Below are 12,981 nucleotides of genomic sequence, written 5' to 3' on the forward strand. Positions count from 1 at the left end.
CCCATAAATCACGCAAACATGTCGCCCGGCCTCCTGTTCGCTGGCCTCCGCCACACCAGCAGCACCGCCTGGACCTCCGCGACCATGGCGTCGGGCCGGTGGACAACGTCCTCATAGTAGTAGCGCAGCACCAGGTAGCCCCCAATAATGCTCTGGTTGTTGCGCCGCTGGTCCCGCTTGATGGATTTTGGCTCGAAGTGGGTTGAGCCATCAGTCTCCACCACCAGGCATTCCTCGACCAGGAAATCCACTTCTCCAACTCCCGGAATGAAGACATGCCGCCGAACCCGTAACCCGGCCCGGGCGAAATGGACATTAGCGAGTATTTCCAGCACGGAATCCGCGCGGGGAATCGTCAGGTCCAGGACCGACCTGGCACGCCCATTGCGGCGCCCCTGGCAGCGGCCATGCAGGAAATCGAGCGAGACGTCTCCGGCACCCACAGCCGACTGCACCATCACCAGCGCCTCCAAATCCGGCAGGCAGTGCAGCGCATGCAGGAGCACGTCCGCCAGCCCTAGTACTGGAAGCCACGGATGCCGCGGATGTCTTGGCCGGCCGTGGTCGACGACTCCGGGCGTGAGAGTGGGGTGGCTCCGGCTTAGGTGCAGGCCTGTTGGCTCGTTGAGAGTCCACAGACGGTAGACGGGAGCAGCGGACAAACACGTGAGCCGCCCGCCCGCCGCCAAGACTCCAGCAACGCGCGTGTCGCCGGGCAGGGCGTAAACTCCCCGCCTGACTTTCACCAACAGGCCCAGATCCACCGCGCGGCCCACCCCGGTTCGCGTAAACCCAGCTTTTTGCAATTCAAGGGACCGGGCTGCTCCCCCGCGCCTGGCCAGGTAGTCGCAGATATCCATCCCTCATCGTGCCTACGCGAAGCCCGTCACGAGGCAGAGGATTCCTTCCATGTGGATATCCCTTGCATACGGACTGACGCGATTGCGCGACTTTCAGACTCTCCAGCCACCCGTTCCCGCGTGGACCGTGGGTCCGGATCCACGCTTCCGGCTGTAAAACACGCAATTGAGCACGTCGCGTGCCCCACGGCCGCGGAGAATCTCAGCACGAAAACCTTATGACACTCTCAGTAAATTAAGACTTGCATTCTGTGACAGATGTGTCATAAGCTGTTCACGGATCCGCTAAACGCCTCCGGCGGATCTGATGCGAACGGAGAGATAGCCCCGGTTCACAGCAGCTTCGGTTGCTGGGCACCGGGGCTATCCCGTTAACAGCAACCTGCAGCAGGCCGGCAATGTCCGCCAGCGCAGAACCCAACAAACGCAGAAGCCCGGCACCGTTGGAAGGCACCGGGCTTCGACGCACAACAGTTCAGCTGGCGCGGTCCACCACGGCAACAGCGAAGTTGGACAGCGAATCCTTCACGACACCCTCAGGCAGGGGCGCCAGCGCAGCAATGGCCTCATCGGCCCACCGGCGGGCAACAACCCACGATTCTGCAGTCACGGGGTGCTCGCGCAGGCCCGCTACCGCTGCGGCCAGTGCCTCGTCGGAGGACAGGTCCCCGTCAATCAGGGTCAGGAGGTCGACGGCGGACTGGTCGCCGTCAGCAGCAGCCTTACGCAGGAGCAGCACCGGCAGGGTGGGAACGCCTTCGCGCAGGTCGGTTCCCGGGGACTTGCCGGACTTCACCTTGACGCCGGTGACATCGATGACGTCGTCGGCGAGCTGGAAAGCCACGCCCACCTTCTCGCCGTATTCCACCAGAACGTCCTCGTAGGCCTCGTCGGCGCCGGAGAAGATGGCACCGAACTGGCCGGAGGCGGCCACCAGGGAACCGGTCTTGTCAGCGATGACGGACAGGTAGTGCTCCACCGGGTCTTCGTCCGGCCGCGGTCCAACCGTCTCGTGCAGCTGGCCCAGGCACAGCCGTTCAAAGGTCCGGGCCTGGATGCCCAGCGCACGGCCGCCGAGCTCCGACACCAGGATGGAGGCGCGGGCGAAGATCAGGTCGCCGGTAAGGACGGCCACCGAGTTGCCCCACACCTCGTGGGCCGTGGGGGCGCCACGGCGGAACGGCGCGGAGTCCATGACGTCGTCGTGGTACAGGGTGGCAAGGTGCGTCAGTTCAACCACGACGGCGGCCTGCACCACGGCGGGCAGCGAAGCGTCCCCGAGGTGGGCGCAGAGCAGGGTCAGCAGCGGCCGAATGCGCTTGCCGCCGGCTTCCACCAGGTGGCGCGACGTCGCGTCAGCCAGCGGATCCGAGTTGGCGATGGCTTCGCGCAGTTTCTTTTCCACCCGGGCCAGGTTGTTGGTGATGGCCGGGCCCAGCTCGGGATCCCCGGCGATGGCGGCGAAGCCCGCCGGCAGCTGGAGGCCGGTGGCAATGGCGGTGGTGTTAAGACTGGGTTCGGAGTCCGGCAGGCCGTGCCCGGCATGCGTCCAGCTGTGGTCTGCGGAGTTGGTCACGGGTTAACCCTAACTTTTTGTTGCGGATACCGCTGATTCGTCGCCGGAGAGGCATTGGATGTGGCCGGCACCAGGGATTCGAGGACACGGATCATCCGGTCTTCGATGCCCTTGGCGGACGGATCGGTCAGGTTGGCCAGCAGCCGCACCACGAACCGCATCAGCACCGGGATGGGCATGCCAGTCCGCAGGGCGAGCTTCATGACGGCGGGTTTGCCGATCAGCGTGGCGAACGCCCGTCCGAGGGTGAAGTGCGAACCCCACTGGTCCCGCACGTAGTCCGCGTACCGGGAAAGGTGCGCATCGGCGTCGTACGTGGCGCCCGAAGAAGCCGAGCGTGAGGAGGCGTCGATGATGAACTCGGCGGCGAACCGCGCCGACTCCATGGCGTAGGAGATGCCTTCGCCGTTGAACGGGGACACCATGCCGCCGGAGTCACCGAGCAGCAGCAGCCCGGGTGAGTAGTGCGGGGTGCGGTTGAAGCCCATCGGCAGGGCAGCACCGCGGATTTCGCCCACCTGGTTTTCCGGCGTGAAGCCCCATTCGGAGGGCATGCCGGCGGTCCATTCGCGCAGGACCTGCTTGTAATCGAGCTTGCCGAAGTCCTTGGAAGAGTTCAGGATGCCCAGGCCCACGTTGGAGGTGCCGTCGCCCACGCCGAACACCCAGCCGTAGCCAGGCAGCAGCTTTCCGTCGCGGCCGGGGAGCTCCAGCCAGCCTTCCATCCAGTCATCGTCCGTGCGGGGCGAGGTGAAGTAGGTCCTGACGGCCACGCCCAGCGGACGGTCGTCGCGCTTCTGGATGCCGAGCGAGACCGCTGTGCGGGTGGAGTTTCCGTCCGCGGCAAGAACGACGTCGGCACTGAACTCGCGCGTCTCGCCCGTCTTGCGTCCGGACTCGTCCAGGAGCGCTGCGCGGACACCGGTAACCCGGCCGTCGTCGTCCCTCAGTGCTTCGGTGACGCTGTGCCGCTCAAGGATGGTGGCGCCGGCGGACTCGGCATGCCGCGCCAGTTCCTCGTCGAAGCCCAGCCGCGTACGGATGAGACCGTACTGCGGGAAGTCTGAAACTTCCGGCCAGGGAAGTTCGATGGTGCGGCCGCCCGCGATCAGGCGCAGTCCCTTGTTCCGGCGCCAGCCTTCGCCCTCCGGATGCGGCAGGCCTAGCTTCTGGATTTCGCGGACCGCCCGCGGGGTCAGCCCGTCGCCGCAGACCTTCTCGCGCGGGAACGACGTCTTCTCCAGAACCGTGACGGAGAGGCCGGCCTTGGCCAGGTAATACGCGGCGGTGGATCCGGCCGGACCCGCGCCGACAATCAGTACGTCCACTGGTCAGCGGGCGATGTTGCGGCGCAGCTTGGCCACCGGGCCCTTGTGCGCGGCGATCGCGGCGGCTGCGCTGTCCGGGGCGCCAGCCGGCTTGAACGCGCGGTGGACCGCCACGATGCCGCCGGTGAGGTTGCGGTAGTTGACGTTTTCCCAGCCTTCGTCCTGCAGCCACGCGGCCAGGTGGTCCTGGTCCGGCCACGCGCGAATGGACTCGGCGAGGTAGACGTAGGCGTCCGGGTTGGAGGCAACCTTGACGGCGATGGCTGGCAGGGCACGCATCAGGTATTCGGTGTACATGGTGCGCCAGAGCGGAACAACAGGCTGCGAGAACTCGGCAATGACCAGCCGCCCGCCGGGCTTGGTGACCCGGAGCATCTCCGCGAGGGCCTTCTTGGGCTCGTTGACGTTGCGCAGGCCGAAGGAAATGGTGGTGGCGTCAAAGGTGTTGTCCGCGAAGGGCAGGTTGGTGGCGTCCCCGGCAATGAAGTCGATGTCGGGGCGGCGGCGCTTGCCGACCTTGAGCATCCCGAGGGAGAAGTCACACGCCACAACGTCTATGCCTGCATCGGCATATGGCTCGCTGGATGTGCCGGTTCCCGCGGCGAGATCCAGGACCCGCTGGCCCTTAGAGACTTCCATCGCATCAACCACGATTTTCCGCCAGCGGCGGGTCTGCCCCATGGACAGGACATCGTTGACGACGTCGTATTTCGGTGCGACGTCGTCAAACATCGTGGCTACTTCGTCCGGACGCTTATCCAAGGATGCTCGGTTCACCATGACATTGTCTCAAATGTTCCGGCGGGTCCGGACCATGCCTCAAGGTTTCCCCAACTGCCTGTCCGGGCACCGGAAGTTACTCGGCAGGGTAAGCATTTTTAAGTACTAGTGTTGACTCATCATGACGAGCAAGATCGGCACCGGACTCCTGAAAAGCCTGACAGTCCCCCTGGATGGAAACGAATTTTCCGGGGGGCTTCCTGCGTTTCTGGTGCGGGACGATGTCCTTTGCTGGACCCGGCGCGAGGCCGGCCTGGCGGGTTTCGGCGAGATCGCACGTTTCACCGCAACCGGCCCCGAGCGCTTCCTCGAGGCAGATATCTGGTGGCGCCACCTGGTCCTCGAAGCCCGTGTCACCGATTCCGTGGAACTCCCCGGCACCGGGCCCGTTGCTTTCGGATCCTTCGCCTTCTCCAAAACTTCCGCCCACGAATCCCGGCTCATCGTCCCGGAAATCGTGGTGGGCGTGCGGGATAACACGGCGTGGCTCACCCAGTTGACGTTCGACGACGGCCCGCTCACCGAAGCGGGCGCCCTCGCCGCGCTGGAGCGCTGGCTCGGCGGGAAGCCCGTCAGCGCGGGTGCGCCGGCAGGAATCCCGACGGCGGCAGCGGACTTAGCCGGGGACGCCCGCCAAGGTGCCGTTTCCGCGAAGGAGGGCGGCGCCGTCGTACGTCCCCTCCCCCTGGCCGCGGGAGCAACACTGCACACCGGCTCGCTCAGCGAAGAAGCGTGGATGGACGCCGTGGCAGCCGGCGTGGAGGAAATCCGGACAGGTGCCCTGGAGAAACTGGTGCTGGCGCGCGACGTGGTGGCCACGATTCCCGGCGGCGTGAACGCTTCCCAGGTGCTGCGCGAACTGGCCGCCCGCTACCGCGAATGCTGGACGTACGGCGTTGACGGACTGGTGGGCGCCACTCCGGAGATGCTGATCCAGGTGGAGGGGCGGACCGCCCAGGCGCGAGTGCTGGCCGGGACCCTAGACCGCCGGGACGCCCATGGCGAGGACGGCCTGCCCATGGACTACGCAACCCGGGTCCTGGCAGGCTCCGAGAAGCAGCGGCATGAGCACGAGATCGCCATCCAGTCGCTGACCTCCCAGCTGGCCCCGTTCTCAGAGGCGATGAATGCCCATGACGAACCGTTCATCCTTGAACTGCCCAACGTCTGGCACCTGGCCTCGGACGTCAAAGCCGAACTTGCCGAGGTGGAGGGCCACGTTCCCACCTGCCTGGCGCTCATCAACGCCCTGCACCCAACCGCCGCGGTCTGCGGAACCCCCACCCAGGTGGCCGGGGCCCTGATCCGCAAGCTGGAGCACCTGGACCGTGGGCCGTACGCCGGGCCGGTGGGCTGGCTCGATGCTACGGGCAACGGCGAGTGGGGCATCGCGCTGCGCGGCGCAGTGATCGAATCTCCGGACACCGTGCGCCTGTATGCGGGCTGCGGCATCGTGGACGGCTCGCAGCCGGAGGCGGAACTGGCCGAGACATGGGCCAAGTTCAGGCCGATGCTGGAATCGCTCGGCATCCGCAGTTAGCCCAAACGTCCGGTATCCGAGACAGCAAGGCTTCGCCTAGGCTTGAAAGTGCGGGTAATTTAGTTATCCAATAGTGAAACTAAGTTTCCTGTGATGCACATCTCACAATCGGCGCTACACTATGAACCGATTTAGTACCGCATACCCCTGCAACAAAAGGTAAGAAACATGCAGCTCAAGTCCCTGGCCACGGCCAAATTGACCGCCAAGGCAGCAGCACTCTTCGCCGTCGGTGCCCTCACCCTCACGGCGTGCGGCGGCAGCTCCACCCCCGCAGCATCCGAGGGCGGCATCCAGCTCATCAATGCAGGCAAGCTCACCGTCTGCTCCGACGTCCCCTACGAGCCCTTCGAATTCCAGAAGGATGGCAAGACGGTTGGCTTCGACATCGACATCGCCAACGAGGTGGCCAAGGACCTGAAGGCCGAGCTGAACATCGTTGACAGCTCCTTCGAGGCCATTGAGACCGGCACCGCGCTGACCGGCTGCGACGTTTCCATCTCGTCTGTGTCCATCACGGACACCCGCAAGCAGGTCATGGACTTCTCCAACCCCTACATGGATGACGACCTGACCCTCGTGGCGAAGGAAGGCTCCGGCGTGGAGAACATCGACTCCGCCAAGGGCAAGAAGGTGGGCGTGCAGCAGGCCACCACCGGCGCCAAGTACGCCCAGGAAAAGGGCATCGAGGCACAGCAGTTCGAGGACTCCGGCCTCCTGGTCCAGGCCCTCGAAGCCGGCACCATCGACGCCGCCCTGGGCAACCAGTCCGTGCTCGGCTACGCCATCAAGGACAACACCCAGTTCACCCGCGTTGAGGACTACGCCACCGGCGAGAAGCTCGGCATTGCCATCAAGAAGGGCAACACCGCGATGCTGGACCAGGTCAACGGCACGCTCAAGCGCCTCACCGACGACGGCAGCCTGGCGAAGTTCAAGACCACCTGGTTCGGCGAAACCGCCAAGTAGCCACCGCTTGGGGCCACCCCGGGCCCCGGTGAGCAGAGTTTAGGCAATGAGGCCCCGGCTGGCACGTACGGCAGCCGTCCGGGGCCTCAGCCACGCACAACGAATGTGAGCACCCAATGGCAATGACCGCACGCCAGCGAGCCAGAGTAAGCCTGTATGTCCAGGCCGGAATCTTTGTGGTGGCCATCGCCGCACTGGTACTGGCCACGGACTGGAAGACCATGGCCACCAACGTCTTCAACTTCGGCAAGATCGGGCCGATGTTCCCGGACATCTTCCTGGTGGGCCTGAAGAACACCCTGATCTACACGTTCCTCGGCTTCGTGGTGGGGCTCAGCGGCGGCCTGCTGCTGGCCCTGATGAAACTGTCCAGCTTCCCGCTGTACCGCTGGATCGCCACCGGCTACATCGAATTCTTCCGCGGCATCCCGGCCCTGTTGGTCTTCATCGCCTTCGGCTACGGCGTCCCCCTGGCCTTCGGCGTCCAGTGGAACGTGACCATCATCGTGATGATCTCGCTGGGCATCGTCGCATCGGCGTACATCGCCGAAACCCTCCGCGCCGGCCTGCAGGCAGTACCCAAGGGCCAGCTGGAGGCAGCCCGCTCCCTGGGCATGCCGCAGTGGCGGGCCATGGTCACCATCGTCATTCCGCAGGCCTTCAAGATCGTTCTTCCGCCGCTGACCAACGAGGTCATCCTCCTCACCAAGGACTCATCGCTGATCTACGTCCTGGGCCTGACAGCTTCGCAGTACGAGCTCACCAAGTTCGGCCGCGACGGCATCTCCAGCCTGGGCGCCGGCCTCACGCCGCTCCTGGTGGCCGGTGCCTTCTACCTGGTGGTCACCATCCCCCTGAGCCTCCTGGCCCGGAAGTTCGAAAGCCGCTCCGCGCGGACCAAGCGATAGGCAGGGAAGCCATGAACGACGTCGTACATTCCACCACCGTGCACGCAGCCGGCGTGGACATCTCAGACCTCCGCAAGTCCTACGGTTCCAATGAGGTCCTCAAGGGCATCAGCCTGAACGTGAAGCCCGGCGAGGTGGTGTGCCTGATCGGTCCCTCCGGCTCCGGCAAGTCCACCCTGCTGCGCTGCGTCAACCTGCTGGAACAGCCCAACCAGGGCAGCATCCAGGTGGGCGGTTTCGAGGCCACCGATCCCGACGTGGACATCGACAAGATGCGCCGCAAGGTGGGCATGGTGTTCCAGCAGTTCAACCTGTTCCCGCACCTGAACGCCCTGCGCAACTGCTCCATCGCGCAGACCAAGGTTCTCAAGCGGTCCCAGGCCGAAGCGGACAAGGTCTCGCTGCACAACCTGGAGCGCGTGGGCCTGGGGCACCTGGCCGACCGCTTCCCGGACCAGCTCTCCGGCGGCCAGCAGCAGCGCGTGGCCATCGCCCGCGCCCTGAGCATGAACCCCGAGCTGATGCTCTTTGACGAGCCCACCTCAGCCCTGGACCCGGAGACCGTTGGCGATGTCCTCTCGGTCATGCGGAACCTGGCCAAAGAAGGCATGACCATGCTGGTGGTCACCCACGAGATGGCCTTCGCCCGCGAGGTGGCTGACCGCGTGGTCTTCATGGACGGCGGTGTTGTGGTGGAGGAAGGCGTGGCCGAGCAGGTCATCGGCTCCCCCGCCCAGCCGCGCACCAAGGAGTTCCTGCGCCGCGTGCTGGACCCCACCCACATCAACATCGAGGACTAGGCCGGGCCCTTCTTCGGCTTTCAACGATCCCTGGCGCTGCGGATATCCCCGCAGCGCCAGGGATTTCGTGCGTTATGGGCACCTTTGCGCGTAGAGGACGCAGGGCCGCGGACGACGGCGGGACCTGGCGTGGGCAGTCACGCCAGCCTTTACACGGTGGCAGGCGGAGCCGAGAATGGGTCCCACCACAGCCCCCGCCCCGCAGCGCCCTGCCCGAGCCGTCTGCGATCCGGTCCCGGGCCACCAGAGGAGCGCCGATCCATGAACGATGCAACCGCCCCGCAGGCAGCCTCGTGGGTCTCCGCCCGGGCGGCCCGGCTGGCATCAATACCGTCCTTCCTGCGGGTTGACGAATACATCCGGGAGTTTGGCGCACGCAGGGACGGGGTGGCGGGAGGCTGCGATTTCACGTTCGGCATCCCCACCAGATGCCCGCCAGCCGCTACGTCACTGCGCTTCAGGATGCCCTGGTCCCGCAGCATGACCAGTGGTTCGCGTACCAGGCCAACGGCCGCGCCGCCTGTGAGGCCGCCGCGGAGTCGCTCCAGGTGTTACTGGACGTGCCCTTCCGCCCGGAGGACATCTACCTCACCACCGGCGGTTTTGCCGCGATTGCGCTGGCGCTGGCGCTGAAGACCGTTGCCGATCCCGGCGACGAGGTGGTTTACAGCCTGCCGCCGTGGTTCCTGTACGAGCCGCTCATCCTTGAGGCGGGCCTGATACCCGTGAAGGTCACGGTGGACACCACCACGTTCGATCTGGACCTGGATGCTATCGATTCAGCCATCACCGGCCGGACCCGCTGCGTCATCGTCAACACGCCCAACAACCCCACCGGCCGCATTTATCCGCCCGAACTGCTGACCCGGCTCGCGCAGTTACTGGAGACGGCATCGGCACGGATCGGCCGGCGGATCTATCTCATTTCGGACGAGCCCTACAACCGGATCGTGTTCGACAGCATCCGCTTCCACAGTCCAGTGGAGTTCTACCCCTACACGCTGTTGGCCTACTCCTACGGCAAAACCCACCTGTCCCCCGGCCAGCGGGTTGGCTATCTTGCCCTGCCGCCCGGAATGCCGCACCGGGACGACCTGCGTCCGGCCATCTCCGGCCTGCAGGTGGCCATGGGCTGGATCTACCCGAACGCACTGCTGCAGCATGCGCTGCCGGAACTCGAAAAGTTCTCCATCGACGTCGGGCAGTTGCAGCGGCGCCGGGACCGCCTGGTCGACGCGCTCGGCGGCATGGGCTACCGAGTGCACCCGCCGGAAGGCACCTTCTATCTGTACGTCACCTCACCCATCGCGGATGACGAGGCGTTCACCGCGCGGCTCGCCGCCCGGGACGTCTTTGTCCTCCCGGGTGCGCTGTTCGAGACCCCTGGCTTCTTCCGGATTTCCCTCACGGCCAACGAGGACATGATTGAGCGCAGCCTGCCGGTCTTCGAAGCTGCCCTGAAAGAAAACCCTGCATGACAACTGTCCCCAACGCACAGGAGTGAAGCATGAATCCCAGGACCTACCCCGCCGGCGTCCCCTGTTGGATCGACACCGCCCAGCCGGATGTTGACGCCGCGGCGGCCTTCTACTCGGGGCTGTTCGGCTGGACATTCGAGGACGTCATGCCTCCCGGCGCCCCCGGCCGGTACCTGATCGCGAAGCTCGACGGCCAGGACGTTGCAGGCCTGGGAAGCGGAGGCGGCGCGGAAGCCTCCTGGAGCACTTATATTGCCGTTGACGACGCCAATGCCGCCGTCCAGCGGCTTGTTGCCGGAGGTGCCACCCTCCTTTCCGCGCCGGAGGACGCCGGCGAGGGCGGCCGGGACGCGGCCCTCGCCGATCCGCAGGGGGCCGGTTTCCACGTCTGGCAGGCCAGACGGAGGCCGGGTGTTCAGGTGGCGAACATGCCGGGATCCTGGAACTTCAGCGACCTCCATACATCGGACCCGGGACCGGCCATCAGCTTCTACCAGGAGGCCTTCGGCTGGGAGGTGGACGATCTCGGTTTCGGCATGCTGGTCCGGCGCCCCGGCTACGGAGACCATCTGGAAGCCACGGTTGACCCGGACATCAGGGCGCGGCAGTCCGAGATAGCCTCACCCATGGGGTTTGAGGACGCGATTGCCTGGATCGTCACCACCGGTCCGGACAGGCCGCCGCACTGGCACGTCACGTTCACCGTCGCGGACCGGGACCAGACCGCCTCCGATGCCGAGCGGCTGGGCGCCGAGGTGCTGCAGCGGGACGAATCAGACTGGACACGCGAGGCACTCATCCGGGATCCGCAGGGAGCCATCTTCTCCGCCAGCCAGTTCACTCCCCCGGGTGGCTGACTGCGCGGGCTTCCCGCCTACTGGCCCGCCAGCACGCCTGTCACGGCGGCAGACACCGCATCCTTGATCCGCCCGTGGAGCTGCCGCAGGGCGCTGCGGTCGGTGCGGACCTCCACGATGCTGCGCCCCCGGACGGGCCGGCCAAGCGCTTCGGCGAGTCCCGCCGTCGTGGTCACCTGTGAATGGCCGACGCCGAAAGCCGCGGCGAGTGCCGCAATATCGGCTGAGTGCGGGGTGGCGAAGAGGCGTTCGACGGCGTCTCCGTAGCGGCCGCCGTCGCGCACGGCACCGTGTTCCAGCAAATCGAAGATCGCTCCGCCGGCATCGTTGAGGACCACGATCCGCAGGTCGGGCACCTCCTCGCCCGTGCCGAGGAGCAAGCCGCCGGCGTCGTGCAGGAACGTGACGTCGCCCAGCAGGACGGTGGTTTCCTGGCGGCCGCCCAGAGCCAGCCCGGTGGCGGTGGAGATGGTGCCGTCGATGCCCGCCAGACCTCGGTTCGCGTACACGGTGGCGGCGGGGTCCGGGGCGGGGAGGGCCGCGAGGTCGGCGTCGCGGATGCCGTTGGAGGAGCCCAGAAGCAGCTGGCCGCGGGTGTGCTTCCACACCAGTGACGCCACGGACGGGCCCGTGGCGGCTGCCTCCGCGGCCACCACCTGGTCCACGGCGTGCTGGGCTGCCGAGCCCGCCAGAAGCCAGGTGTCCAGCCACTGCGATGATCCCCTGCCCGCAAAATCGGCGAGATCGGCCAGGTCCGCCAGCGGCAGTTCGGTGCGGCGGCCGGGCTCGTACCAAGCTACTGGTACCGGCTGGTACAGCGCAGACTGGACGTCGGGACGGGCCAGCAGGGCGGCCACCGGCCGGGAAAGTGTGGGCCTGCCGAACAGCACTACCCGCTCCACGGGCTGCGCTCCACTGGGGCCGAAGTGCTCCAGCAGCAGCCGGTAGGGGCCCACGGCGTTCGGACCGAACCGGGCATTCGAGGACGGCTCGGCGAGCAGCGGCAGGTTGTGGGCGCGGGCAAACGCTTCGGCGACCGGGCCGGCGTCGTGCCCTGCCAGCACTACGGTGCGGCGCTCCGGCAGGTTTTCGGAGGCAGGGGGCAGCTCCATGACCAGCGGCTCGGCACCGATCCGGAAGCGCCGGCGTGTTGCTGCCGCGGGAAGCCCTTCCCCGTGAGCCGGCACCAGCGGGTCCCGGAAGGCGAGGTTGAGCTGGACCGGGCCCGGCGGAATGCCATCGAACGCACCGGTCGCGGCGGACAGCGCCGTGCTGACGGCCCGTTCGGGGCTGGCACCTGCGGGAACGTCAACGGCGAACCGGACGTGGTCGCCGAACAGGTCCGGCTGGATGGTGGTCTGGTTCGCCCCGGTGCCGCGGAGCTCGTCCGGCCGGTCCGCGGAGAGGACAACCAGCGGGACGGCGGCGTGGTTGGCTTCCATCACCGCCGGCATCAGGTTTCCGACGGCGGTCCCGGACGTAGTCAGCACGGCAGCGGGCGAACCGGTGGCCAGGGCGAGTCCTAGGGCCGTGAAGCCCGCGGCCCGCTCGTCGATCCGGACCAGCAGCTCTACCCGGCCCGCTGCCGACGCCTCAGCCAGGGCGTAGGCCATCGGTGCCGACCGCGATCCCGGGCAGACCACCACATGCTGCACACCGCCGTCGAGCAGGATCCCGACGACGATGCGCGCCGCGGCAATGGCGCTCAGCGCGGGCGCGTCCCCGGCTTCGGCTGGAGCGTCGAAGGTGGCGGCGTCGTGCCCGTCGGAAGTAGCGGCGTCGTGGGAGGGAGAACTGGCGGCGGCGTGCCCGTCGGAAGTGGCGGCGGCGTGGGCGGGATCGTTCTGCGAAGTCACCAACCCAGTCTGCCACCCTCCAACGCCCG

General features: G+C 66.6%; 11 protein-coding genes. 6 read left to right on the forward strand and 5 right to left on the reverse strand.

Annotated elements, in window-relative coordinates:
- Positions 1 to 8 precede the first annotated feature (8 nt).
- From BLT71_RS20825 to BLT71_RS16235, 4 genes are all read right to left on the reverse strand, one after another.
- Positions 9 to 506, reverse strand: coding sequence for an endonuclease domain-containing protein (locus BLT71_RS20825; protein ID WP_231994317.1), 498 nt, complete (start codon positions 504 to 506; stop codon positions 9 to 11).
- Positions 507 to 1,335: 829 nt separating this feature from the next.
- Entirely contained in the window at positions 1,336 to 2,436 is a 1,101-nt protein-coding gene (locus BLT71_RS16225; RefSeq protein ID WP_091722281.1) for a polyprenyl synthetase family protein, read from the reverse strand.
- The gene (locus BLT71_RS16230; protein WP_091722284.1) at positions 2,433 to 3,764 is read right to left on the reverse strand and encodes a geranylgeranyl reductase family protein; all 1,332 of its coding nucleotides are present in this window, start codon (positions 3,762 to 3,764) and stop codon (positions 2,433 to 2,435) included. The genes BLT71_RS16225 and BLT71_RS16230 overlap by 4 nt, the downstream gene beginning before the upstream one ends.
- A gap of 3 nt (positions 3,765 to 3,767) precedes the next feature.
- A complete protein-coding gene (locus tag BLT71_RS16235; protein ID WP_231994318.1) occupies positions 3,768 to 4,541 on the reverse strand; it encodes a demethylmenaquinone methyltransferase in 774 nt (257 codons plus the stop codon).
- A 124-nt stretch (positions 4,542 to 4,665) separates the two neighbouring features.
- On the opposite strand from BLT71_RS16235, the gene BLT71_RS16240 reads away from it, so the two are divergent.
- The 6 genes from BLT71_RS16240 to BLT71_RS16265 all read left to right on the forward strand — a co-directional run bounded on the left by BLT71_RS16240 (position 4,666) and on the right by BLT71_RS16265 (position 11,096).
- A complete protein-coding gene (locus tag BLT71_RS16240) occupies positions 4,666 to 6,084 on the forward strand; it encodes an isochorismate synthase (protein WP_091722287.1) in 1,419 nt (472 codons plus the stop codon).
- Between the two features lie 168 nt (positions 6,085 to 6,252).
- Positions 6,253 to 7,053 carry an ABC transporter substrate-binding protein gene (locus tag BLT71_RS16245; RefSeq protein ID WP_091722289.1) on the forward strand — a complete coding sequence of 267 codons (801 nt, stop codon included), beginning with the start codon at positions 6,253 to 6,255 and terminating at the stop codon, positions 7,051 to 7,053.
- A 116-nt stretch (positions 7,054 to 7,169) separates the two neighbouring features.
- The gene (locus BLT71_RS16250) at positions 7,170 to 7,961 is read left to right on the forward strand and encodes an amino acid ABC transporter permease (protein ID WP_091722292.1); all 792 of its coding nucleotides are present in this window, start codon (positions 7,170 to 7,172) and stop codon (positions 7,959 to 7,961) included.
- Between the two features lie 11 nt (positions 7,962 to 7,972).
- A complete protein-coding gene (locus tag BLT71_RS16255) occupies positions 7,973 to 8,761 on the forward strand; it encodes an amino acid ABC transporter ATP-binding protein (protein ID WP_091722293.1) in 789 nt (262 codons plus the stop codon).
- 428 nt (positions 8,762 to 9,189) lie between these two features.
- Positions 9,190 to 10,239 (forward strand): aminotransferase class I/II-fold pyridoxal phosphate-dependent enzyme, encoded by a 1,050-nt coding sequence (locus BLT71_RS16260; RefSeq protein WP_407681221.1) that lies wholly within the window; start codon positions 9,190 to 9,192, stop codon positions 10,237 to 10,239.
- A 29-nt stretch (positions 10,240 to 10,268) separates the two neighbouring features.
- Entirely contained in the window at positions 10,269 to 11,096 is an 828-nt protein-coding gene (locus tag BLT71_RS16265; protein WP_091722296.1) for a VOC family protein, read from the forward strand.
- Between the two features lie 17 nt (positions 11,097 to 11,113).
- Here the strand turns inward: BLT71_RS16265 and menD are convergent, their stop codons facing one another.
- Positions 11,114 to 12,952 carry a 2-succinyl-5-enolpyruvyl-6-hydroxy-3-cyclohexene-1-carboxylic-acid synthase gene (gene menD / locus BLT71_RS16270; protein ID WP_172829993.1) on the reverse strand — a complete coding sequence of 613 codons (1,839 nt, stop codon included), beginning with the start codon at positions 12,950 to 12,952 and terminating at the stop codon, positions 11,114 to 11,116.
- Between the last annotated feature and the right edge of the window lie 29 nt (positions 12,953 to 12,981).

This window comes from Pseudarthrobacter equi, assembly GCF_900105535.1.
Lineage (GTDB): Bacteria > Actinomycetota > Actinomycetes > Actinomycetales > Micrococcaceae > Arthrobacter > Arthrobacter equi.

Excerpts from the sequence above, each read along its gene's own strand:
- BLT71_RS16240 (WP_091722287.1), top strand. The coding sequence starts at position 4,666 with ATGACGAGCAAGATCGGCACCGGACTCCTGAAAAGCCTGACAGTCCCC.
- BLT71_RS16245 (WP_091722289.1), top strand. The coding sequence starts at position 6,253 with ATGCAGCTCAAGTCCCTGGCCACGGCCAAATTGACCGCCAAGGCAGCA.
- BLT71_RS16250 (WP_091722292.1), top strand. The coding sequence starts at position 7,170 with ATGGCAATGACCGCACGCCAGCGAGCCAGAGTAAGCCTGTATGTCCAG.
- BLT71_RS16255 (WP_091722293.1), top strand. The coding sequence starts at position 7,973 with ATGAACGACGTCGTACATTCCACCACCGTGCACGCAGCCGGCGTGGAC.
- BLT71_RS16260 (WP_407681221.1), top strand. The coding sequence starts at position 9,190 with ATGCCCGCCAGCCGCTACGTCACTGCGCTTCAGGATGCCCTGGTCCCG.
- BLT71_RS16265 (WP_091722296.1), top strand. The coding sequence starts at position 10,269 with ATGAATCCCAGGACCTACCCCGCCGGCGTCCCCTGTTGGATCGACACC.